This is a genomic window from Mesorhizobium sp. B264B1B, assembly GCF_020165765.1.
GTDB lineage: Bacteria > Pseudomonadota > Alphaproteobacteria > Rhizobiales > Rhizobiaceae > Mesorhizobium.
In genome coordinates, this window is sequence record NZ_JAIUIS010000004.1 from 401,251 (window position 1) to 422,497 (window position 21,247).

Genomic DNA, 21,247 nt, shown 5'->3' on the forward strand with positions numbered 1-21,247 from the left:
TCGCGAACCGACCTATGCACGCAATTTTCCCGCCCCCGAACACATGTGTGTCGAGGCCCAATTTCGGCTGGACAATGATGACGGTCGAGAACTCCTCCGGGCACTTTAGAAGCATAGTGGGTTTGACCTGTCAATAGTTAGTCATGTTGAATGACTATTCCGTTGCTTGCCTTTCGCCACTCCGCTATTCATCATGAAGAGCGCTCGTCCTGCACCGGCGCGCGGTCAGTCCCGGCGGGAAAATCATGCGATCAGTCTTGTGCTACGGCGACTCCAACACGCACGGCCAGATCCCCGGCAAGGGGCCGCTCGAGCGCTATGGCCCGGCTGAGCGCTGGCCGGGGATACTGCGCGCTCAGCTAGGCCCCGACTGGTATGTCATCGAGGAAGGATTGAGCGGTCGAACCACCGTCCACGACGATCCGATCGAGGGGGCACACAAGAACGGTAGAACCTATCTCCGCCCCTGTCTGCAGAGCCATGCGACGCTCGACCTCGTCATCATCATGCTCGGCACCAATGACCTCAAGATCCGCTTCAACAAACCGCCGTCGGAAGTGGCTATGGGCATCGGCTGCCTTGTCTACGACATCAAGGAACTGGCGCCCGGTCCGGGCGGCACCACACCCGAAATCATGATCGTCGCACCGCCGCCGATGCAGGACGACGTCAAGGAGTGGAAGTCCATCTTCGCCGGCGCACCGGAGAAATCGCGGCTGCTGGCGCTCGAGTTCGAGGTGCTGGCGGATTCGCTCGAACTGCACTTTTTCGATGCTGGCTCGGTGGTGTCCTGCAGCGAAGCGGACGGATTTCACATCGATGCCGAAGCGCACAGACTGCTTGGCATCGCACTCGCCCGCGCGGTCGATGCGATCGGCTGGAGCCGCTCGACATGAGCAACCATACCGCCGCCCGGCAATGCGCTCTTACCGATGGGGCGACCCTTGCCTGACATGAGGTTTGCACCACCCAATCCCTTGCGCATCGCCGATCGTGCGAGCGGGCTGAACGCGTTGAGCGTGCGCAGCTACAACGAGCGTCTGGTGCTGTCGCTGCTGCTTCAGAACGAGGGCATATCGCGGATGGAAATCGGCGAGAAGACCGGTCTGTCGGCGCAGACGGCCTCGGTCATCGTCCGCTCCCTCGAACAGGAAGGGCTGGTCTCGCAGGGCGAGGCGCAGCGCGGTCGTGTCGGGCCCCCCACCATCCCGCTTTCACTCAACCCGGAAGGTGCCTACGCGGTCGGCGTCGGCTTCAGCCGGCGCAGGATCGACATCGCGCTCATCGACTTCATCGGCACCGTGCGCTTCCACACGCAGTTGCCCGCGGATGAAGCCAATCCGTTTCCGCAAAACAACGATTTGCTTGCGACGATCAGGCAAGCCATGACGAGCCTGCCGGTCGAGGCGCGCAGCCGGGTCGCGGGTATCGGGCTGGCCGTTCCCGATGAGGTCGACGCCATGGCTGCAACCGGCAACGGATCGAGCACGTCCCTGAAGGCTTTGCAAAGCGAGATCGAAGAGCAGATCAAGCTGCCGGTCTTCGTCCAGAACGACATCACCGCGGCGGCCGGCGGCGAGAGCATGTTCGGCGTCGCAAAGCCGCTGAACGACTATTTGTTCTTCTATCTCGGAGCTAGGCTGCAGAGCAGGCTCATCCTCAACCACCAGATCTATAAGGGAAACTCCAGTGCCAGCTTCGATCATGGCCTCATGCGCCTGGAAAGCGAACTGGCCATGCGCGGACGCTCGTCCGAAATCATCTGGAGCAGCAGCCCTGAGTGGCCTGATCTTGGAGAGGCCTACACCGAATGGCTGGGGGAATGCTCAAACCGCCTGAAAGCATCGATCTCGGCGCTGACCCAGTTTGTCGAGTTCAGGACGGTCCTCCTGTCCAGCTATGCGCCGCAGAAAATCGCCAAGGCCTTGTGCGCCGATATCGGCCGGGAATTTGCCGCTGTCCAAGCGTTGCCAGCGCGGGTGACCATCAGCCCGAAAGCCGTCGGCGCAGCCAGCCTGCCGTTCAGCTCGCGGTTTATGATTCAATGATCGGAACGCTGATAACAGAAGGGTTGCAAAGCCCCATCTGAGACGTGGATGCACGCGGTTTGAATGTCGGCTAACTCCGGTGCGAGAAGCTGTCCCTCACGCCATCTTCTGTGACCTCGCGCATCAGGAACGGGATGCCGACGACCGTCATCGGCAATTCCGCGCGGAAGCGGATGTGCGTGGGACCTCGTAATGCACGATCTGGCCTGGGGTGATGGCCCGTCACCCTGTCGGAGCACCGCGACGCCGGCGTAGTGGCTTCCCAATTGCCAGAAGGGCAGCGGGAACCGCCCGCGCTCCTCTTCAACGATGCGGAAGCCCGCCTCTCGGATCAAGTGCAGCGGTTGGCGGTTGAGATGACAGCCGCCGGCGATCTGTCCCCACGGCTTGTTCAGCCGCTCCTGCCATCTGCGGCCGCGCGGCCCCTCGGCCTGGCCGTGCTCGATGAAGATCAGCCGGCCCATAGGTTTCAATATGCGGCGGATCTCGGTCAGCGCCGCGTCAGGGTCGGGAATGGTGCAGAAGGCATAGGTGACGACGACCGTGTCGGCGAGGCCATCGATCAAGGGCAGCCTTTCGCCGCTGGCCCGGATGCAGTCGACGTCGAACGGCAGGGAACGGATCTTCGGTTCGGCCAGGCCAAGCATTGTGCCGTCGGGATCGATGCCGACCAGCCGCTCCACCCTGGCGGCGTCGTAATAGGGAAGGTTCAGGCCGGACCCGAAGCCGACTTCGACGACAATGCCCTGCGCCCGCGGGATCAGGCGCCTTCGCATGCGCGCGAACACGTTTGCCGAACAGCCGGCGTGGACGAGGTAGGGAGCAATGCAGCGTGCGTACCAGGAGAGACAGGATTGGCACATGTCTCAGCCTCCTTTCCCTGCGTTCTTGACGCCGATGGGAACGCCACCCCCGGCAATGGCCTCGGACGTGCAATGCTGGCTGAGAGTATTGACCGGTGACATTTCTCGCTCCAAGGAGTCTCCTGATCGGGCCCGATCGGCCCGACGTCGTGGGATGGATAGAAGGCCGGCGTCCCCTGAACGTCCCCGCTCGGCCGCGTACGGGTCGATGGAAAGATTGGAGTTCCGACTTCTGGGGTTTCCGGAGTTCCGTCTGAACGGGCAGCCGGTGGAGCTCGCCTTGCGCAAGGCGGCCGCGCTCCTCATCTATGTCGCCGAGGCCGGCGGGCCCGTGGCGCGCGAGGTCGCCGCCACGCTTCTGTGGCCCGAAACCGACGAAGAAGCCGCACGAGCACGCCTTCGGCGCACACTGCATAAAATTCGCATCGCGTTCGGCACGGAGGTCATCGCCGCCACGGGGGCATCCCTCAGCCTACACCCGGCGCTTTTCGTCGAGCTCGACTCCAAGATTTTCGAGCATGCCTGCAATGTCGGCCCGCTCGACGAGGCGGCCGACATCTATAAGGGCGACTATCTCGGCGGCTTCTCACTCCCGGATTGTCCGGAATTCGACGAATGGGTCTTTTTCAGGCGCGAGGCCTTGCGTAGCCGACTGGTGCAGACGCTGGAGCGTACCATCGAAGCGAAGATCGCCGGCGGCGAACCACGCAGCGGGGTGGTGCATGCGACGCGCCTGGCGGTACTCGACCCCTTGAGCGAAAGTGCGCACCGTCACCTGATCCGCGCCCACCTGGCGGCCGGGGACAGGGCGGCAGCCGAGCGCCAGGCCGAAAGCTGTGTCCGGCTGTTACGAGACGAACTCGGCGTAGCGCCGGACCCGGCCACGCTTGCCCTGGTGCGGGAGCCAACTCAAGATGTCACTTTGGACGTGCCCAGGACGCGCTACGTCGAAGTGGACGGCATCCATCTCGCCTATCAGATCGTCGGCAGCGGACTGACGGACATCGTGCTTGTTCCCGGCTTCATTTCGCATGTCGAGCGTATCTGGGAAGACAGACGCTGCCGCGCCTGGATATCAGCGGTTTCGCGCTTGGGCCGCCTGATCCTGTTCGACCGGCGCGGCATGGGACTTTCCGACCGTGTCGGTGTCCGTGCCACAGTCGAAACGACAGCGCAGGATATTCTGGCAGTCATGAACGCGGCCGGCAGCAGCCGGGCCTTGCTCATCGGCGCCTCGGAAGGCGGGCCGGGTTGTGTCCGTTTCGCCATCGATCATCCGGATCGGCTCATCGGCCTTGTCCTGTGGGGCTCGCTCGCGAAAGGTAGCCGCGCGTCGGACTGTCCCTTCGCCTTGACCGCCGCGCAATACGATCTGTGGAAGCAGCGGCTGATCGCCGGCTGGGGCGGCCCGGCGGAAATCGAGACCTTCGCCCCCAGCCTCTCCGGAGACCGCCAGGCGGAGACCTGGTGGGCGGGATTGCTCAGGGCAGCCTCCAGCCCCGGCGCGGTCGCGGGTCTGCTCGAAGCGCTGCGTGATACCGATGTCCGTTCCCTGCTCGCAAAAGTCTCGGCCCCGACGGTGGTCCTGCACCGGTCCGGCGACCGCGCCGTGCGCGTCGAGGCAGGGCGGCTCCTGGCCGCCGGGATCCCGGGCGCGCGGTTCATCGAGATCGCCGGTGACGACCACTGGTTTTGGGTCGGCGACCAACAGCCGCTGCTCGACAGCATCGGCGCGCTTGCACGAAGCAGTTGATGCGCGGATGCGGCATCTGCCGCCGTCAGTTCCGCGTGTGCAAATGGGCCGCGAATGGCGAGGCCGGCGCGGATGCCATTTTGGCCATGCTCCGGGACGACGCCGGGCGGCGTCGAACACGACGTCCGGTGGAAGGCCGGTTTTCGGCCTATTTCGGTGCAGCGGCAGCGGTTCCGCCCGGCGGGATGATCCGCATCATGGATGTCGACACCGTGTCGCCAGGCTTGAACGGGCCCGGGACCTTGTTGCTTACCGGCTTCACGCTTTGCAGGAACGCCGCGATGGCCATGGCATCGTCCGCTGTGAGATGCGCAAAAGCAGGCCAGGGCATAATCGGCGCCAGGGTGCGGCCGTCCGGCCGCTGGCCAGTCTGGATCGCAGCGACGATCTGCTCCGGGGTCCAGCTGCCGATGCCGGTCTCCCTGTCGGGCGTGATGTTTCGACCGGGAAAGACACCGACGCCAGGTATCTCAAAGCCCACATCCGAGCCGCCAAGAAAGCGCGACATATCGGGTTTGCCGAAGAAGTAGCCGGGCGTGTGGCAGTCGTTGCAGCCGGCGATCGTGACCAGGTACTCGCCACGCGCGACCTGCGCGTCGTCGGCCACGGCGACGTATGATGGAAGGGCGACGACCGAGGCCGTGAGCAATGCGAGACGAACTGACGCTGGAAACATGGTTTTCTCCCTTGGTTGTTCTTGGCTTCTCCTATGACCTTTGTCGTGCTCCCGTCGGGGGCTGCCGTTACGCAGCCCGGCCAGCCGATTGCGGCGCACCTGATCCGCTCTACGTTGCGCCTTACGGTTTGCGGCCGATCACGGCGCCGTTCGCGGCGGGAGCATCGAACCAGACCGTCTCGACGTGCCTGAATCCGGCTTCCTCGAGCCACGCCGAATACTCGGCCGGGGTGTAGTTTCGTCCTTCCGTCTCGATCAGCATGTTGAGGCTCATCAGCGCGGCCGGCGCCGGGCCGGTCTTTTCATCATTGACGAGAAGCTCGCTGATGACGACCGCGCCGCCGCTTGGCAAAGCCTCGAAGGATCGGCGCAGCAGGGCGCGGTTCTTCGCCTCGTCCCAATCGTGCATGATCATCGACAGGAGATGCACGTCGTGATCCCCGGGAAGCTGTTCGAAGAAATTGCCGTCCGCGGTCTCGATGCGGTCGGTCAAGCCGGCCTCGGCGATCTTTCCCGCGGCGATCGCGGCGACATGCGGCAAGTCGAACACGGTCGCACGCAGCGCCCCATATTGTTTGCAAAGCTCGATGTCGTACGCGCCCGATCCGCCGCCGATGTCCAGGAGGCGGCGGAAATGACTGAGATCCACGGCTTCGCCGAGCTTGCGCGCGGTCATCGTGGAAAGCGAATGCATCGCCTCCCAGAAAAGCGCCAGCATCGTAGGATCCTCGCCCTCGAACATCGAGGATTGCACTGCCGGATCCCATGTGGTTGGCCGGTTCGTGCGCAGCGCCTCTGCAAGCCTTCCCCAGCCCGCATAGAGTCGCTTGTCGGCCATCTGCACGAAGCCACCGAAGTAATACGGCTTACCCTTCACGAGATAAGTTTCGCTTAAGGGCGTGTTGCGATAGCGGCCGTCCGTTTTCTCCAGGAGCCCAAGTGCAGCGCAGCCGGTCAACAGCATCTCGGCCGGTCGTTGATGCAGGCCGAGCGCTTCCGCCAAACCGGCAACCGTGATGGCGGCGCCGCTCGCAAGGCGGCTGAAGAGGTCCAACTCGTGCGCGGCGGCCAGAGTCTTGAAGGCCCAGAAACCGGTCGAAAGCGCCATCAGTGGGACAGCGGAAGGAAGCTCTTGCTTGGTGACGATTGGTCGGTCGGCCGCGCGCAGCCCTGTCTCGCCCGGGATCGAACCGGGCTGGTGGGCAAGCGTTGTCGTGCGCGTAGCAGAGCGCTGATGGTTGGGCATGGCACTCTCCCCAAAATGTTGACGGTTGGTTCGCAGCTTCGAGCCGCGCGGTGGTCTCGACGGCGCGGGTTTCGAAAATGCCGCCGATCGAATGGTCCACCAGCATGCGGCGGCGGCCTTGTGCTCGCAAGGCCGCGCCGATGGCGCGAATAGGGTCAGCCGTGGCGACCGGCGTAGGATCGGCCCCGTGGTCCGGCAGATCGATGGCATGGACCCGAATGTCCCTCAACAGCTCGGGGGACAAATCCGCGATTGCCCGACCTCTTGAGACGGATAATTGCCAAGTCTTGAGGGCCGCGACTGTGGTTTTCGGCACAGACCAAGGTAGTCGCACGCTCGACGGGTGATGGATTCGAGTCTCCGCTCGAGGCATTTCAGCCTCCCATAGCCAGCCATCCGCTTCTTCCCTTGCCGCCGAAGCAATGGTAAGGAGGCTAGAGGACCGATAGAAGTGCCAATTCATGGATTCTTGGCCAGTCCAATTCCAATTGGCATGACGACACTTGCAGGGCGCTGCCGCTAAGCCGGCAGGACGCAGGAGGACTGGTGGCAGGCTGAATTCCAGTGCCTGCGTCAGCCAATTCCAGTTGCTGAACAATGACCGCCTTTCACATAAGCCTGGTCGGGCGCAAGAATCTCAGCGGCGAGATTTATCGTCAGATACGGCGCGCCGTTCTGGATCGACGGCTGCGGCCCGGCGACCCTCTGCCGCCTGGCCGCGAACTGGCGCGGACGCTTGCCGTGTCGCGTGCCACCGTGACCGTGGCTTATGAACGGCTCGCCGCGGAAGGGTTCGTGACATCCCGGCAGGGGTCTGGGACGTTCATCAGCGAATTGGTCGTGCCGGCCGGGCGAGAAAAGACCGGACGCCGATCTACCGGCGTGCTCCAGCCACGCCAGATCTGGGAGGCGATAGCCCCACCACCCGCATTCGAGCCGGTTCGGTTCGACTTTCACGCCGGGTTTTGCGATGCTTCGCTGTTTCCGCACGGGGCGTGGCGGCGGTCGGTGGTTTGGGCGCTGCGTTCGGGCGAAGCGACCGCCGGCACTTACGAGCATCCCGCCGGACATCACGATCTCAGGGTCGCAATCGCCAGGCACATAGGCATCTCCCGAGGGATCGGGGCGGCTGCGGACGACATCATTGTCACAAACGGTACGCAGCAGGCACTGGATGTCCTGGCCCGCGTCCTGCTGGCACCGGGCGATGCAATTGCCATTGAAGATCCGGGCTACGGTCCTCCGAGGCATTTGTTCAAGGCCTTGGGTATTCGTGTGGTCGGTGTACCGGTGGATCGCCAGGGCCTGGTCGTTGATGCGCTACCGCGCGGAGTCCGAGCCGTGTATGTCACGCCGTCTCATCAATTTCCGCTTTCGGTGACGATGACGCTGCCGCGCCGGCAGGCGCTGCTGGCCTGGGCCGAGCGAAATAACGCGGCCATCATCGAAGACGACTACGACAGCGAGTTCCGTTTCGGGGGCCGTCCCCTCGAGCCGTTGCAGACGCTCGACGCAAAAGGCCGGGTCATCTACGTCGGCTCCTTCTCGAAGACAATGCTGCCGACGCTTCGGCTGGGCTTCATATTGACGCCGCCATCGCTGCGAGCGGCCGTGCACAAAGCGAAATTCGTCAGCGACTGGCATTCATCGACCCCGGCGCAAGCAGCGCTCGCGCGCTTCATCGATGAGGGCGCCTTTGCGCGTCACATCCGTCGGGTGAACGCAATCTACCGGGAACGGCACCAGATCATCGCGAACGCCATCGCCAATGATTTTGCCGATCATCTCGAACTCATCCCATCGACAACGGGGCTCCATCTCACCGCTCTTGCCCGGAAAATGTCGGCGGACCAGATCGCCGAGGTCGCGCGCCGTGCAGCCGATCGCAGCGTCGCCGTCCAGATCCTGTCACGGTTCGCCGTGAACGCCATACCGCGAGCCGGCATCATGCTGGGGTATGGCGCCATTCCGACGCCCCGCATCGAAGAAGGGTTGCATTTGCTGCGCGCCTGTTTCGACAGTGAACCGTCCTGACCTTCAATTTATCTACGCCACGCGTGGTTGAGCTGGCCTGGGTTTGACCACGGTGGCGAGTACGATGCCGGTGACGATGAAGGCCGCGCCGACCAGATCGTAATCGTGCAAGCCCTCGCCGAGCAGCAGATAGGCTAACACAGCGACGAACACCGTCTGCAGGTAGAGCAGCATGCTCGCTCGGCTCGCACCGAGCGTTTCCACGCTTTTATTGTAGAGATAGTACATCAAGGCGCCGCCCGGACCGGCCAGATAGGCGAGCGCGAGAATGCTGTGGACGTCCATGGCGGAGCGTTCGTCGTTGAACAATTCCCACACATGGAACGGCAAGGCGACCAGCGCACCGGCGCCGAGCAGCAGCACGACCATCGGCAGGAGTTCGATGCCGAATTTGGCACGGCGCAAAAGCACGGTGTACAGGCCCCAGCAGAACGCGCTGCCGACGATCCACAGCTCGCCGGCGTTGAACTTGAGTTGCAGCAGCGCCGTCAGGTTGCCGTGGGCAACGATGAAAATCATCCCGGCGAGCGCAACCAGCGCGCCTAGCGACTTCCACAGCCCGAGCGGCTCGCCAAGCACGAAACGGGCGAGCACCATCGTCATGACAGGCGACAGCGCCATGATGATGCCGGCCGTGGTGGCGTCGGTGTCGTTGAGGCCATGGTAGATCATACCTTGGCACAGGGTGAGGCCGATCGCCCCCACCGCGACGACCTCCACGACGCGCGTTCGCAACAGTCCGATCATCGCGTCGTGATGACGGTGCACGATCGGCAGCAGGATGGCGCAGGCAAGCGTCAGCCGCCAGAAGCAGAGGCCCCAGGGCGGCATTTCAGGCGCCACCCATTTGGCCGCGATATAGACGCCAGCCGAAAGCAGCCAGCACAGGACGGCGGCCGAATAGCCGGTCACGGAGGGCACGACCTTGGGTTGCGCGACGTGGTGCGCTATCGGCATTGCCTGCATGTCATGCCCTCCCCTTCGATGACGTCGGCCCGATGCGACAATATAGCCTGCGCGGTTGGGTCGTGCATCCGTTTTGAAAGGCGAAAGAAACTGCACTTGGCCGCGGCGCCTGATACAGGCCCCTGTTCCGATCGTGCGGCGCTCGGTGGCTCGCTCGCGATCCAGGCGCGAGCGTAGCCGGGTTTGGAAATGTGAGCGACAGATAGAACCAGTGCACAATTGCGATAAGATGTTTCACCATTTCCGGTTTTCGAGGTCCAATGTCTGAAGTGGACTGGCTCAGCCATCTCTTGCAAATCATCACCGTTACCGGCCAGCTCGAGGTCCGCTGCGCCTACGGTGCGCCGTGGCGCATTGCCTGGAGCAAGGCTGCCGCAAACGAAATTCCCTACCATGTCATCGTCAGGGGCCGGGCCATTTTGGAGGATCCGGACACGAGAGCAGCAAGGGAGCTGGTGAGTGGAGATATTGTGCTGCTGCCTCACGGCGCGGCGCATGTGCTGCACGACGGCAGCGGGCAAATACCAATCCCTACCCAGCAACGGCGGGGGGCTGCCGGATGGATGCTGAGCGAGAATGATGGCCAGGGCGAGCAACTGGATCTGCTGTGTGGGCGATTTTTTATCGCACCACCCCATGATCGGCTGGTCCGCAACTACCTGCCTGCGGATCTGGTGGCGCGGTCCAAGGACGGCGATGAAGAAAACGGCATCGGCTCCGCCTCCAGCCAACTGGCCGGCCTGGTGACGCTGATGCGAATGGAGTCCGCCGGAGACAGAGCCGGAGGACGCGCCATTCTCAACGCGCTTTCTTCGGCCCTGTTCACACTGGTACTGCGCGCGGCGAGCCAATCCGGGAAAGCCCCCGAAGGCTTGTTGGCCCTGGCCGGCAATCCACGGCTTGCTCCAGCCATTTCCGCGATGTTCGCCGATGCGGCACGGCCTTGGAAACTACCCGATCTGGCCGATTTGTGCGGGATGTCGCGCGCTACGTTCATGCGCCAGTTCCAGGACAAGCTGGGTCGCTCCGCGCTCGATTTGTTGACCGATCTCCGCATGAGCCTGGCCGCCAACGAGTTGAAGAAGCCGGCGATCAGCACCGAGGCCGTGGCCGAGACCGTCGGGTATCAATCCGTTTCGGCGTTCCGGCGTGTTTTCGCCGAAAGGACGGGGATGACGCCGGGGGAGTGGCGGCGACTGGCGCACAAGGGCGAGTAAGACGCGCGGTCCGGAATCGAGAAAGCGCAATTTGATCCTTTCGCGCATCACATTGAGCTAATTCAGCCTCGAAATAATCACTCTTCCCCGTAGATTGGGCTCCGCAATCACTTGATAAGGGAGCCATCCAATGAACTGCCTCGCCACCACCGGACCCGCAACCCGCGTAGCCGCCCAGATCTTCGCGCAAACCGGGAAGAGCGAAAACGCTTTCGCGACGAATGCCGTCATCGAAACGATCCTAAGCCGCAGCGCCGCCAAGTACTACGATCCCGCTGCCACCCTGAGCGACGACCAAATCCGCGACCTGGTGCGTATCGGCACGTCCGCGCCAACCTCCTTCCACCTGCAGAACTGGCGCTTCATCGCCGTACGCTCGCCGGAAGCCAAGGCACGGCTGCGCCCGATCGCCTGGAATCAGCCGGCGATCACCGATGCGGCCGTGACCTTCATCATCATCGGCAGGCTGGCCGATGCCAGCACCGTCCCAGCCCGCCTGGCGCCCGTGGTGGAAGCCGGCATCATGCCGGCGCACCTGGTGCCGGAGTGGGAGATCCCCGCTCGCGGTTTGTATGACGATCAGCCGCAGCGCCAGCGGGACGAGGCGGTACGCTCCGCGACCTTTGGCACCGCGGCGATCATCTACACGGCCCGGTCGCTGGGCATGGGTTCGACACCGATGATCGGTTTCGACGCCGAGGCGGTGCACCGCGAGTTCGGCCTGGCCGAAGACGAAGTGCCGGTCATGCTGCTGACCGTCGGGCCGGAGCGAGCCGGCAACTGGCCGCAGAAGCCGCGCATGCCGGTGGCCGATGTCCTGGACTTTGCATAATCCCCGGCAACTCCAGATCTTACGGAGACAAGGATGGCAAGAACTGCCGCTCTCGTGGAAGGCGCCGCGCCAATGGCTGATTGCGTGAGAGATTGAAGACATTCCACGCCCGTAAATTACCCCGAACCAACAAATGTCTGAGGAGACAATTCCCATGAAAGCGATCGTAGTGACGGACCAAGCTGCAGGAACGGCCGGGATGAAATTGGTGCAGCGGCCCGAGCCGCAGGCGGCGATAAACGATGTCGTCGTCGAGATCCATGCGTCGGGGTTCGTCCCGACCGAGCTGACGTGGCCCTCGACCTGGACCGATCGCGTCGACGGCGACCGGACGCCATCGATCCCCGGGCACGAGCTGGCCGGGGTGGTCACCGCCCTGGGCTACGGTACGACGGGACTGTCGGTGGGCCAGCGGGTGTTCGGCCTCGCCGACTGGTATCGCGACGGCACCCTGGCGGAGTATATCGCCACCGAGGCCCGCAACCTCGCGCCATTGCCGGGCGATGTCGACTTCACGGTGGGCGCTAGCCTGCCGATCTCGGGCCTGACCGCGTGGCAGGGACTGTTTCAGCACGGCCGTCTTCAGGCGGGGAAGAGCGTCCTTGCGCATGGCGCGGCCGGCGCCGTCGGGTCGATGGTGACGCAGCTCGCACGAGAGGCCGGCGCCTACGTCATTGGCACCGGACGCTCTGCCGACCGCCAGAAGGCGCTCGACTTCGGCGCAAACGAATTCGTCGACCTCGAGAACGACGCCCTCGAAGACGTGCGCGGCGTCGATCTGGTGTTCGATGTCATCGGCGGCGACATCCAGAAGCGGTCCGCGGCGCTGATCCGAGCCGGAGGCACGATGGTGACTGTCGTCGGCCCGGCCGAGGCGAGGCCCGTGGATGGCCTGGCGGTCGACTTCGTCGTCGAAGCCGATCGTGCCCAGCTGAGCGAGATCGTCCAGCGGGTGCGGAACGGACGGCTGCGGACGAACATCGGCAAAGTCGCTCCTCTCGACGAGGCGATCGCCGCCTTCAACTCGACCGAGCGACGCGCGGGGAAAACGGTCATCCGCGTTCGCCCGTGAGGTCTTGGGGGAGAGAGGGACGGTTCCTCTCTCCCCGATTTCGTCCAGACGGGCGGCCCCGGATAGGTTGCGAGCAGCGATATCTCATGTCGGCCCCGCCGGTTTCGGTGTCGCATTCTGTTGGCCCGCCGGGCCGCCGACCGGCAGACATACCCAGAATGTTGATTTCGAGGCGGGACTAAGATGTTCGTCTCGTTATTCCAGATACGGCGCCAGTACATCTTCGATCCATTTCATGAATGCGCGGACGCGGCGCGACAGATTGCCGCGATGTGCTACGACGAAGGACACGGGGATCGCCCGGCGACGCAAATCGGGCATGATCTCCACCAGCGCTCCACTCTTCAAGTATTGGCCAATCCCCAGGAGTGGCGCTTGAATCAGGCCAAGGCCGGCGACGGCGGCAGCGTCGTAGGTCTGCGCGCTGTTGACGTGTAGCGCGCCTGGCAACTGAAGCGTCGCGTAGCCGTCGCCGTCCGGATATTCCCATCCATGCGGTCTCGCGCCCAGCATCGTCGAAAAATGAATTGTCCGATGTTCCTGGCGCTGGAGGTCGTCCAGCGACCGAGGGACGCCGTAGCGCGCCAGATAGGCGGGACTGGCGGCGTTGACCATGCGCAACAGGCCCAACGGGCGGGCAATCAGCGTCTCGTCTCCGATGGGACCAAGTCGCAAGACGCAGTCAAACCCCTCTTGAACCAGATCGACTTGCCGGTCGGTACTCGACACCTCCAGCTCCAACTCGGGGTGAGCCGCCATGAACTCCGGCAAGGCCGGCACGATCGTCGTGCGCGCCACTTCGGTCGGAAGATCGACCCGTAAGCGCCCGCGAAGCGCCACGCGATCGCCGGCGAACATCGAGTGCAGATCATCGACTTCAGCCAGCAGATCGCGGGCACGGGCATGAAACGCGCGCCCGTCCTCCGTCAGGCGCACGCTGCGCGTCGTGCGGTGCAGGAGCCTGGCACCGACGTCTTCTTCCAGCTTCCGGACCGCCGTCGAGGCCCTCCCCTTCTGGATGCCCAGGCTATCGGCCGCGCGGGTGAAGCTGCCCATTTCCGCTACCGTTATGAAAATGAGGACGTGCTCGAGATTCTGCATTTTCGTACCTCTATTGTTTTTTATAAAGAGAACAGTTGGTTCATTTTCTCAGTGTTTATCACACTCAGGAGGCACAGTAAGTTTCGGATATGGGATCTCCCCATCGGAGAACGACAAGTGTCCGAAACCATGAACCCGCGCCAGACAGCAGAAACCGTGACCTTGCATCGCGCCCTGTGGGCCGGCCGGATCATGAGCGCGCTTGTCGTTATCGCTCTGGTGGCAGACGGCACCATCCAGCTTCTCGCGCCGGCACAAATCGCGAGCATGTTGCAGGAAACCGGGTTCACGATGGACCTGACCCGTGTCGTGGGGCCGATCATACTCGCCTGCGCCATTCTTTACGCCATTCCGGCCACCGCCGTCCTCGGCGCGATCCTGGTGACGGGCTTTCTGGGCGGTGCCATCTGCGCCCACGTCCGCATTGGTGAGTTGGGATCGCCGCCGGAGATCATTTCCCTGTTTCTGGGCGCGCTGGCGTGGGGCGGCCTCTATCTGCGCGATCCCCGAGTCCGGGCCATTCTACCGCTCATCCATTGAACCAACCGGGGCAGTGCCCTGTCCCTCGACATCAGGAGAAAACACATGTTTCTAGTACTGGGAATCACGGGAAAAGTTGGCGGCGCAACGGCAGAACATCTGTTGGCGCACCGCAAGGATGTACGCGCGCTCGTCCGCAATCGCGAGAAGGCGGCCAACTGGGCGAACAAGGGCGTGGAGCTGGTGGAGGGCGATTGGAATGATCCGGCAGCCATCGAGCAAGCGCTCGGAGGCGTCGAAGGCGCGTTCGTCATGTTGCCCCCTGTCTGGGCGCCCTCGCCCGATTACAAGGAAGCAAAGGGCGTGATTGCAAACTATGTCGAGGCGCTTACCAAGGCAGCGCCGCCGCGCGTGGTTGCGCTTTCGTCGATGGGCGCGAACCGAACCAGCGGGCACGGGGTGATCACGGCCCTGTCGCTTCTGGAGCAAGGTCTTCGCGACCTGAAATCGCCAATCGCATTTGTGCGCGCCGGCGGGTTCTTCGAAAACTTCCTCTACGGCTTGCAGGTCGCGCAGGGCGGAACGCTACCGGTCTACTACAATCCGACAAACCGGAAATCGACCATGGTCGCGACGAACGACATCGGCGCGGAGGTCGCATCCGTTTTGACCGGGCCGGCGTGGTCAGGGCAGCGCGTCATCGAGGTTGGTTCGATGGTCACCGCCGATGACGTCGCGGGGCAGTTGGGTGAAGTCCTCAATCGCGACGTGAAAGCCTTTGCAATCCCGCGTGCACGCTGGGCGGAAGCCTTCGAGCAATTCGGCATCCCCAAGGGCCGCTCCGGACCTGCCGAAGAAATGTTCGAGGCCGTGAACGCGGGATGGATGGACCTCGGCGCCGCGAGTACGGAGCACGTAGCCGGTACGACGCCCGCACGAGATGTGTTCGAGGCTGCACAGAACGCCGCCAAGGCGTAAGTCCGGGAGAGACGGAGACTTCCCGCTTCTGCACCGCACCTCATGTGGTTCAATTTCGCGCATTTGTTTTCGATCTCACTGCTCCCGCTATCCACTGCTTGGATGGCGGTGAGCGAACTGGAGCCGCAGCCCGTAGCCTTTTACGCAGCCGCCTTCTCTCTGGTGAATGCAACCTACATCGGGCTGATCTGGGAGCTGCTCGATCGGCGAAGCAGCGTCAAGATTTCGCCCAAAGTACGCAGGCTCATGCGCGTCCGATCCTTTACGACCTTGGCCCTCTTCGGCGTGGCTGCAATGATTGCGCTGAAGTACCCCCTTGTGGGCTTGGGTCTCTGCATCTGCTGTCTGCTCGGCTATTTGAATCCCGAACCGCCAATGGCTGAAACGCGGCGAAACTGACAAAAGTAGCCTAACTCCGCAGCGTTTTTGCGATTTCACAGCGCTGCTCGCGCATCACACATCAGGGTGTCCCCGTTCCTGCAGCACCCAAGTGTTGCCATCTGGATCCGAGAAGCCCGCGAAGCTGGCATAGTCGCGGTGGTTGGGGTCGAAACCTGGGGCGAACGCCCCACCCCAGCCGTCGATCGGAGCCTTGTGCTTGAGTTCGCTGACTTCGACTCCGCGTTCGAGCAACCGGCTTCGCGCAGTCTCAATATCCGTAACGACAAGATAGATGTTGCGAAGCGACCCTGCGGGCGCGTCCGTAACGCCTCTGCCGAATTGTATTGAGCAGTGGGAGCCAGGCGGCGTGAGCTGGACCACACGGAAGGTGGTGTTCGGCGCATAGTAGACATCGAGCGCAAAGCCGACCCGGTCCACATAAAACCGGAGCGCACGATCGATATCGCTTATCGGCAGTGTGACAACCTCAAGCGATAATGTTCCGAACGCGGCTGTGCCAGACTTCATAGTCCGTCCCCTTCGATTAGCTTACAAATCGATGACTAGATCACGGGTCGGTTGCGAGCAGCAAATGAGAAGGTTGCCGTCGGCCGGCCTTTCAAGCGGTTCAGGCTCATAGGCGATCGCGCCTGATATCAACCCACTTTCGCAGTTGTGACAAACACCGGTTCGGCATGACCACCGGGAGGGAACGTCACAGGCCTCTGCCAGCTCCAGAATGCTCCGGTACACTGAAGGGTTCCAATGGGCGGCTACACCACTTCGAGCGAAGGAGACCAGCGGACCGGCATCGGTGTCGCCTTCCGGCAGATGTGGCGCGCGCCGCTCGCTGGCAACAACACCGGGGTTCAGCGGCTCGCTCCCGTTGAAGATCTCGATACGAACGCGATCCGGGGCGACGCCCGATGCGGCTAGCGCCTCTTTCATGTCTGCCATGAAGTCGACAGGTCCGCAGAGATAGACGTCCGCGTCCTGCGGGATACTGACACTATTGAAGACCAATGATGATAGGTGGCCGGTTGCATCAAAATCGACGCCGAGTCTGTCGACCGGGTCTGGCCTGCTATAGCAGACATAACTGCGACCATGGGGGAGACTGGCCATCAGACGGCGGACTTCGGCTGCAAAAGGATGGTGCCGTCTGTCGCGAGCCGCGTATAGCCAGAGGACCTGCCGCGTGTCCCGGGCTGCCGCCAGCGCGTACAGTATTGCCAGAAGAGGTGTCGCGCCGATGCCTGCGCTGAGCAGTACCACGGGGCTCTGCCCAGGCTGCAATGTAAAGCTTCCGCGCGGCGAGCTTACGTCGACAAGATCGCCTATCCGCACATGATCCCGCAGAAAAAGGCCGGCCGTCCCGTGCGGTTCGATCTTGACGCTGATTCTGTAGCGCTCTTCCGAGAGTGGGCCCGAGAGCGAGTAGCTGCGAAATAGCGCAGCACTGGAACGGGTCGGGCGAAGGCGCAGCACGATATATTGACCAGGTAGAGCGGGCGGGAGCGGCTTTCCATCGGGATGCCGCATCGACAGAGAGACGACGTCCACGGACTCCTGCTCTAGATCAGCCACCGCGAGCGGCTGAAATCCGGGAGCAGCAGGGTGTAACGCGGCTGGCGGAGCGAGCCCGGCATTGCCGCTCTCTACGCCGGTCGATTGGCTGCGCAGCAAAGCCTCAAAAGAACCCCGCCATCCTGGCGAAAGCGCTTTGATCCGCGCCGCGCGCTCCAATTCGACGCGGGGATGTTCCGGTGAATAAAGCAGTGCATTCAGCTCAGCGACGGTTACCCGTTCATTCGCTTCGCCCACCTTGAGGATTTCGTCGCCCGCTCCTACCTCGCCTTCTTGCAGAACTCGGAAGTAGAATCCTGGCCGGCCGCTGGAAGTCAGCAATGCCGGCATTCGGGGCTCGTCCATGCGGATGCCAACCCGGTAGCATGTGACGCGAGGTTGAGTGACCTCGAAAAGCGCGCCTCCAATACGAAATCGATCTCCGATGCAAACTGCATCGTCTGGCAAGCCCTCGACCGTGAAGTTTTCGCCGAACTGACCATAGACGAAGTCGGTCCTGTTCAGGTGCTTCTGCCAGTAGCGATATGATGCGATTTGATAGACGAAGACGGCCCGCTGCTCGCCCCCGTGCCCGGCGAGGTCGCCCTGACCGTCGCCGTCCAAATTCAATCGGCCAACGCGACAACGTCCGGCTACCGGGTTTTTGAAAATGCCGGTGTATACTGTGCGGTCATTCCAAGAGATGTTGCGCGGAAGCCCCACGTTCACGGACAATAGTCGCGCCATGCTCCGCTCCGTTTAATCGCGACCGGTAGCTAGCCGCCGGCAATCATTTCGGGGCCTCCACCAGGTGCCCGCTCCAACTCGGCCACATCGAGATTTCGATCAGGACCGTGAGGGGCGACCGTCTGGCCAGGCTCGAGATGAAGCTGAACGTCGTCGAGGGAGACCGAAACTATGTCCGGCTCAAACGACACAAGGTTGGAAATGCGGCGGACTTCGGGATAGGCGTCGGTGTAGGACCATGCCGCCTGACGAGCGTCGCCAATAGAATAATAGCTGCAGAGCCCTTTGTAGGGACAGAACGTCTGAAGCTTTACCGCTGTGAGGGAGGACTCGTGGATGTCATCACGAGGGACATACCAGCGTGGAGCGAACCCGGATTCGTACAGGCCCAATGGATGCCTGGTATCCGCAACGACGCGGTCGTTGTAGCGGACCACGAGGTGACGAGAACTCTGTCGAATATCTATGCGATGGTATGGGTCGGCAGCATGACCCAGGATTCGTTCGTCTTCTTCATAGAAGGCATCCATGGCGCGCCATGCGAACGCCAATCGTCCCTGGAGTTCTGTTGCATGGGCAGGGAGGTTCGTGTGTTGCCACGCTCCTCTGGCCGCCACGTGTTGCTCGCCTACCCGGACAGTGTACCATGAAGTAGACCCAAGATCAGGATGTTGGGTGATCTGCTCTGTCCGCTCCAACACATGTGCTGAAATGTCGGACTCCGGAAAATAAGCTACCGGGTAGCGGGCGGGTTCAAACAGTAGGAGAACGTCGTCGCTTTCGGCAACCCAAACCCCGCCAAACAATACGCGCATGCGCCGGCGCAGCCGTTCCACATATAACATTCTCTTGGGCAACGCTTCGGGGACGAGAAACCGACCGATGGCTCCCGTCGAGAGAGGACCTTGTTGCCAAGACAGTCCCACTGCTCAGTTCCCGATATCGCGGCAGAGCCGCAAATAGCTATTTGCAACGTAAGTCCGAGAAATTGGTTCCACCACCGATCGCAAACTTCCAGAGCGGCTCGCGCGCTCGGAAATTCGCACCCACTTCGCGGAAGACGGCTAGGCGACTGCAAGCCGGCTGAGGGACGGCCGTTCGCACGCTATATGGGTCGATCAAATCGGCGCGGCGCAGCAGCAATCGGCCATTCAACCACCCCAGCGATTGTCCACTTTGGCAGGCGCATTGCCTATAACCTGCCAGTCCGCTTTCGGCCCCGAAATGCGACATTCACACTCGTCTCGGCAACCGCACCTTCCCGCCCCGCGCTCCCCTCACGCGGTCTTCTGCGTCACCAGCCCCAGTTCCTCGACCATCGCCTGGCGCATCAGGAATTTCTGCGGCTTGCCGGTCACCGTCATCGGCAATTCGGCGCGGAAGCGGATGTGGCGCGGAACCTTGTAATGCGCGATCTGGCCGGCGCAGAAGGCCTTGATCTCCTGCTCGGTGGCGATCTGGCCGGGCTTGAGCACAATCCAGGCGCAGAGCTCCTCGCCGTATTTGGCGTCGGGAATGCCGAACACCTGCACCTCCCTGACCTTGGGGTGCCGGTAGAGGAACTCCTCGACCTCGCGCGGATAGACGTTCTCGCCGCCGCGGATGACCATGTCCTTGACCCGGCCGACGATGTTGCAATAGCCCTCGGCATCGATCGTGGCGAGGTCGCCCGTATGCATCCAGCCGTCGGCATCGATCGCCTCGCGGGTCTTGTCCTCGTCGTCCCAATAGCCCTTCATCACGGAATAGCCGCGTGTGCAGAGTTCGCCCGGCGCACCGACGGCAACGGTTGCGCCATCGGCATCGACGGCCTTGACCTCGACATGGGGATGAACGCGCCCGACAGTCGAGACGCGTTTTTCCAAGGGGTCGTCGACGCTGCTCTGGAAGGAGACCGGGCTGGTCTCGGTCATGCCGTAGGCGATGGTCACTTCGGACATATGCATCAGCGACACCACCTTCTTCATCACCTCGATCGGGCATGGCGAGCCGGCCATGATGCCGGTGCGCAGGCTGGACAGGTCGAAGGCGGCGAAATCGGGATGGTCGAGCAGGCCGACGAACATGGTCGGCACGCCGTAGAGGCCGGTGCAGCGTTCCTGCGCCACGGCGTTCAGTGTCGCGCCGGCATCGAAGCCCTCGCCGGGAAAGACCATGGTCGCGCCCTTGGTGACGCAGCCCATCGTGCCCATCGACATGCCAAAGCAATGGTAGAGCGGCACGGGAATGCAGAGCCGGTCGTCCACCGTCAACCTGATCGCCGAGGTGACGAAATTGCCGTTGTTGACGATGTTCAGATGGGTCAGCGTCGCGCCCTTGGGCGCGCCCGTGGTTCCGCTCGTGAACTGGATGTTGATGGCGTCGTCCGGCTTCAGCCCCTCGGAGATGCGGTCGAGGCTGTCATGCTCGTCGCGCCCCGCCATGGCCAGCACATCGGCGAAGTTGAACATGCCGGGTGAGTTCTCCTCGCCCATGCGGATGACGATCCGGAGCGCCGGCAGTTTCTGTGCCCTAAGCTTGCCGGGCGTGGCCGTCGCGATCTCCGGCGCCAGCGTCTCGATCATGCCGATATAATCCGAGGTCTTGAAGCTGGCCGCGGTGACCAGAGCCTTGCAGCCGACCTTGTTCAGCGCATAGTCCAGCTCGGTGAGCCGGTAGGCCGGGTTGATGTTGACCAGGATCAGGCCGATGCGGGCGGTGGCGAACTGCGTCACCAGCCATTCCCAGCGGTTGGGCGACCAGATGCCGACGCGATCGCCCTTTTCGAGGCCCAGCGCCAGGAAACCGGCGGCCAGCGCATCCACCGTGTCGGACAGCTCGCTCCAGGTGAAGCGCTTGTCCTGGCCGACGAAGACGGCGGCATCGAGCGTGCCGTATTTGCCGGCCGTGTCGGAGAACAGCGCGGGGATGGTCTTGTCGAGCAGCGGCACGCCGCGCTCGCCCGAGACGTGCGCCTTGCCGTCGACGGGCGCGACAAAGACGCTGCCGGCGCGCGCCCCGCGTCCGCGCAAACTGGTGGCGTTCTTCAGCTCGTCGAGATTGACCGGCATCGCTCTCTCCTCCCAGGACATCCGAGCCTATCAGCCTGCCGGGACGGTGGAAATCCCGCCGAAGGTAGAGCCAAGCTTCGAAGGCGGACCGCGCCGCCTTCCACGGTCATAAGAATGGCAGGGTCGTGAGAATGGCGCAGAACGAAAAACCCGCCTCGAAGGGCGGGGGCGCAAATCATCACCGTACCAATATTAGTAGCATAGTGGCCGGCACAAAGCAAGAACAAAATTTGTCCG

General features: G+C 62.8%; 19 protein-coding genes. 10 read left to right on the forward strand and 9 right to left on the reverse strand.

What is annotated here, in order from left to right:
• Positions 1 to 245: 245 nt before the first annotated feature.
• Positions 246 to 896: an SGNH/GDSL hydrolase family protein gene (locus LB547_RS11140; protein ID WP_140498346.1), complete on the forward strand. Its 651-nt coding sequence runs from the start codon at positions 246 to 248 to the stop codon at positions 894 to 896.
• 81 nt (positions 897 to 977) lie between these two features.
• Positions 978 to 2,048, forward strand: a complete 1,071-nt coding sequence (locus LB547_RS11145; protein WP_224646902.1) for an ROK family transcriptional regulator — start codon at positions 978 to 980, stop codon at positions 2,046 to 2,048.
• Here LB547_RS11145 and LB547_RS11150 read toward each other — a convergent pair.
• Positions 2,042 to 2,836 carry a class I SAM-dependent methyltransferase gene (locus tag LB547_RS11150; protein WP_224655864.1) on the reverse strand — a complete coding sequence of 265 codons (795 nt, stop codon included), beginning with the start codon at positions 2,834 to 2,836 and terminating at the stop codon, positions 2,042 to 2,044. The two genes, LB547_RS11145 and LB547_RS11150, sit on opposite strands and share 7 nt — an antisense overlap.
• A 283-nt stretch (positions 2,837 to 3,119) precedes the next feature.
• Between LB547_RS11150 and LB547_RS11155 the strand changes: the two genes are divergently transcribed.
• On the forward strand, positions 3,120 to 4,664 hold the full coding sequence (locus LB547_RS11155) for an alpha/beta hydrolase (RefSeq protein WP_140763343.1): 1,545 nt from the start codon (positions 3,120 to 3,122) through the stop codon (positions 4,662 to 4,664).
• Between the two features lie 148 nt (positions 4,665 to 4,812).
• Here LB547_RS11155 and LB547_RS11160 read toward each other — a convergent pair whose 3' ends face one another.
• Both LB547_RS11160 and LB547_RS11165 read right to left on the reverse strand, forming a co-directional pair.
• Complete coding sequence (locus LB547_RS11160; RefSeq protein WP_140498540.1) at positions 4,813 to 5,340, reverse strand: c-type cytochrome; 528 nt, start codon at positions 5,338 to 5,340, stop codon at positions 4,813 to 4,815.
• A gap of 121 nt (positions 5,341 to 5,461) precedes the next feature.
• Positions 5,462 to 6,586, reverse strand: a complete 1,125-nt coding sequence (locus tag LB547_RS11165; protein ID WP_224619146.1) for an acetylserotonin O-methyltransferase — start codon at positions 6,584 to 6,586, stop codon at positions 5,462 to 5,464.
• Between the two features lie 597 nt (positions 6,587 to 7,183).
• Between LB547_RS11165 and LB547_RS11170 the strand changes: the two genes are divergently transcribed.
• The gene (locus LB547_RS11170) at positions 7,184 to 8,620 is read left to right on the forward strand and encodes a PLP-dependent aminotransferase family protein (protein ID WP_140763346.1); all 1,437 of its coding nucleotides are present in this window, start codon (positions 7,184 to 7,186) and stop codon (positions 8,618 to 8,620) included.
• A gap of 12 nt (positions 8,621 to 8,632) precedes the next feature.
• Here the strand turns inward: LB547_RS11170 and LB547_RS11175 are convergent, their stop codons facing one another.
• Positions 8,633 to 9,586, reverse strand: coding sequence for a DMT family transporter (locus LB547_RS11175; protein ID WP_140763348.1), 954 nt, complete (start codon positions 9,584 to 9,586; stop codon positions 8,633 to 8,635).
• A gap of 260 nt (positions 9,587 to 9,846) precedes the next feature.
• Between LB547_RS11175 and LB547_RS11180 the strand changes: the two genes are divergently transcribed.
• From LB547_RS11180 to LB547_RS11190, 3 genes are all read left to right on the forward strand, one after another.
• On the forward strand, positions 9,847 to 10,803 hold the full coding sequence (locus LB547_RS11180; protein WP_140763351.1) for an AraC family transcriptional regulator: 957 nt from the start codon (positions 9,847 to 9,849) through the stop codon (positions 10,801 to 10,803).
• 130 nt (positions 10,804 to 10,933) lie between these two features.
• A complete protein-coding gene (locus tag LB547_RS11185; protein WP_224655865.1) occupies positions 10,934 to 11,635 on the forward strand; it encodes a nitroreductase family protein in 702 nt (233 codons plus the stop codon).
• Positions 11,636 to 11,789: 154 nt separating this feature from the next.
• Entirely contained in the window at positions 11,790 to 12,707 is a 918-nt protein-coding gene (locus tag LB547_RS11190) for an NADP-dependent oxidoreductase (RefSeq protein ID WP_140763353.1), read from the forward strand.
• Positions 12,708 to 12,902: 195 nt separating this feature from the next.
• Here LB547_RS11190 and LB547_RS11195 read toward each other — a convergent pair whose 3' ends face one another.
• Positions 12,903 to 13,808 carry a LysR family transcriptional regulator gene (locus tag LB547_RS11195; RefSeq protein ID WP_140623960.1) on the reverse strand — a complete coding sequence of 302 codons (906 nt, stop codon included), beginning with the start codon at positions 13,806 to 13,808 and terminating at the stop codon, positions 12,903 to 12,905.
• 117 nt (positions 13,809 to 13,925) lie between these two features.
• Between LB547_RS11195 and LB547_RS11200 the strand changes: the two genes are divergently transcribed.
• From LB547_RS11200 to LB547_RS11210, 3 genes are read left to right on the forward strand one after another with little or no spacing between them, the layout of a single operon-like run.
• Positions 13,926 to 14,348, forward strand: coding sequence for a DoxX family protein (locus tag LB547_RS11200; protein ID WP_140763356.1), 423 nt, complete (start codon positions 13,926 to 13,928; stop codon positions 14,346 to 14,348).
• A 45-nt stretch (positions 14,349 to 14,393) separates the two neighbouring features.
• Complete coding sequence (locus LB547_RS11205) at positions 14,394 to 15,266, forward strand: NmrA family NAD(P)-binding protein (protein ID WP_140498355.1); 873 nt, start codon at positions 14,394 to 14,396, stop codon at positions 15,264 to 15,266.
• 42 nt (positions 15,267 to 15,308) lie between these two features.
• Positions 15,309 to 15,665 carry a hypothetical protein gene (locus tag LB547_RS11210; RefSeq protein WP_181172752.1) on the forward strand — a complete coding sequence of 119 codons (357 nt, stop codon included), beginning with the start codon at positions 15,309 to 15,311 and terminating at the stop codon, positions 15,663 to 15,665.
• 54 nt (positions 15,666 to 15,719) lie between these two features.
• Here LB547_RS11210 and LB547_RS11215 read toward each other — a convergent pair whose 3' ends face one another.
• The 4 genes from LB547_RS11215 to LB547_RS11230 all read right to left on the reverse strand — a co-directional run bounded on the left by LB547_RS11215 (position 15,720) and on the right by LB547_RS11230 (position 21,010).
• A complete protein-coding gene (locus LB547_RS11215) occupies positions 15,720 to 16,175 on the reverse strand; it encodes a VOC family protein (RefSeq protein WP_140560413.1) in 456 nt (151 codons plus the stop codon).
• A gap of 21 nt (positions 16,176 to 16,196) precedes the next feature.
• The gene (locus LB547_RS11220; RefSeq protein ID WP_140498357.1) at positions 16,197 to 17,960 is read right to left on the reverse strand and encodes an MOSC and FAD-binding oxidoreductase domain-containing protein; all 1,764 of its coding nucleotides are present in this window, start codon (positions 17,958 to 17,960) and stop codon (positions 16,197 to 16,199) included.
• A 29-nt stretch (positions 17,961 to 17,989) separates the two neighbouring features.
• Positions 17,990 to 18,805: a DUF427 domain-containing protein gene (locus tag LB547_RS11225; protein WP_224655866.1), complete on the reverse strand. Its 816-nt coding sequence runs from the start codon at positions 18,803 to 18,805 to the stop codon at positions 17,990 to 17,992.
• 432 nt (positions 18,806 to 19,237) lie between these two features.
• Positions 19,238 to 21,010, reverse strand: a complete 1,773-nt coding sequence (locus LB547_RS11230) for an AMP-binding protein (protein ID WP_140656601.1) — start codon at positions 21,008 to 21,010, stop codon at positions 19,238 to 19,240.
• Positions 21,011 to 21,247 lie beyond the last annotated feature (237 nt).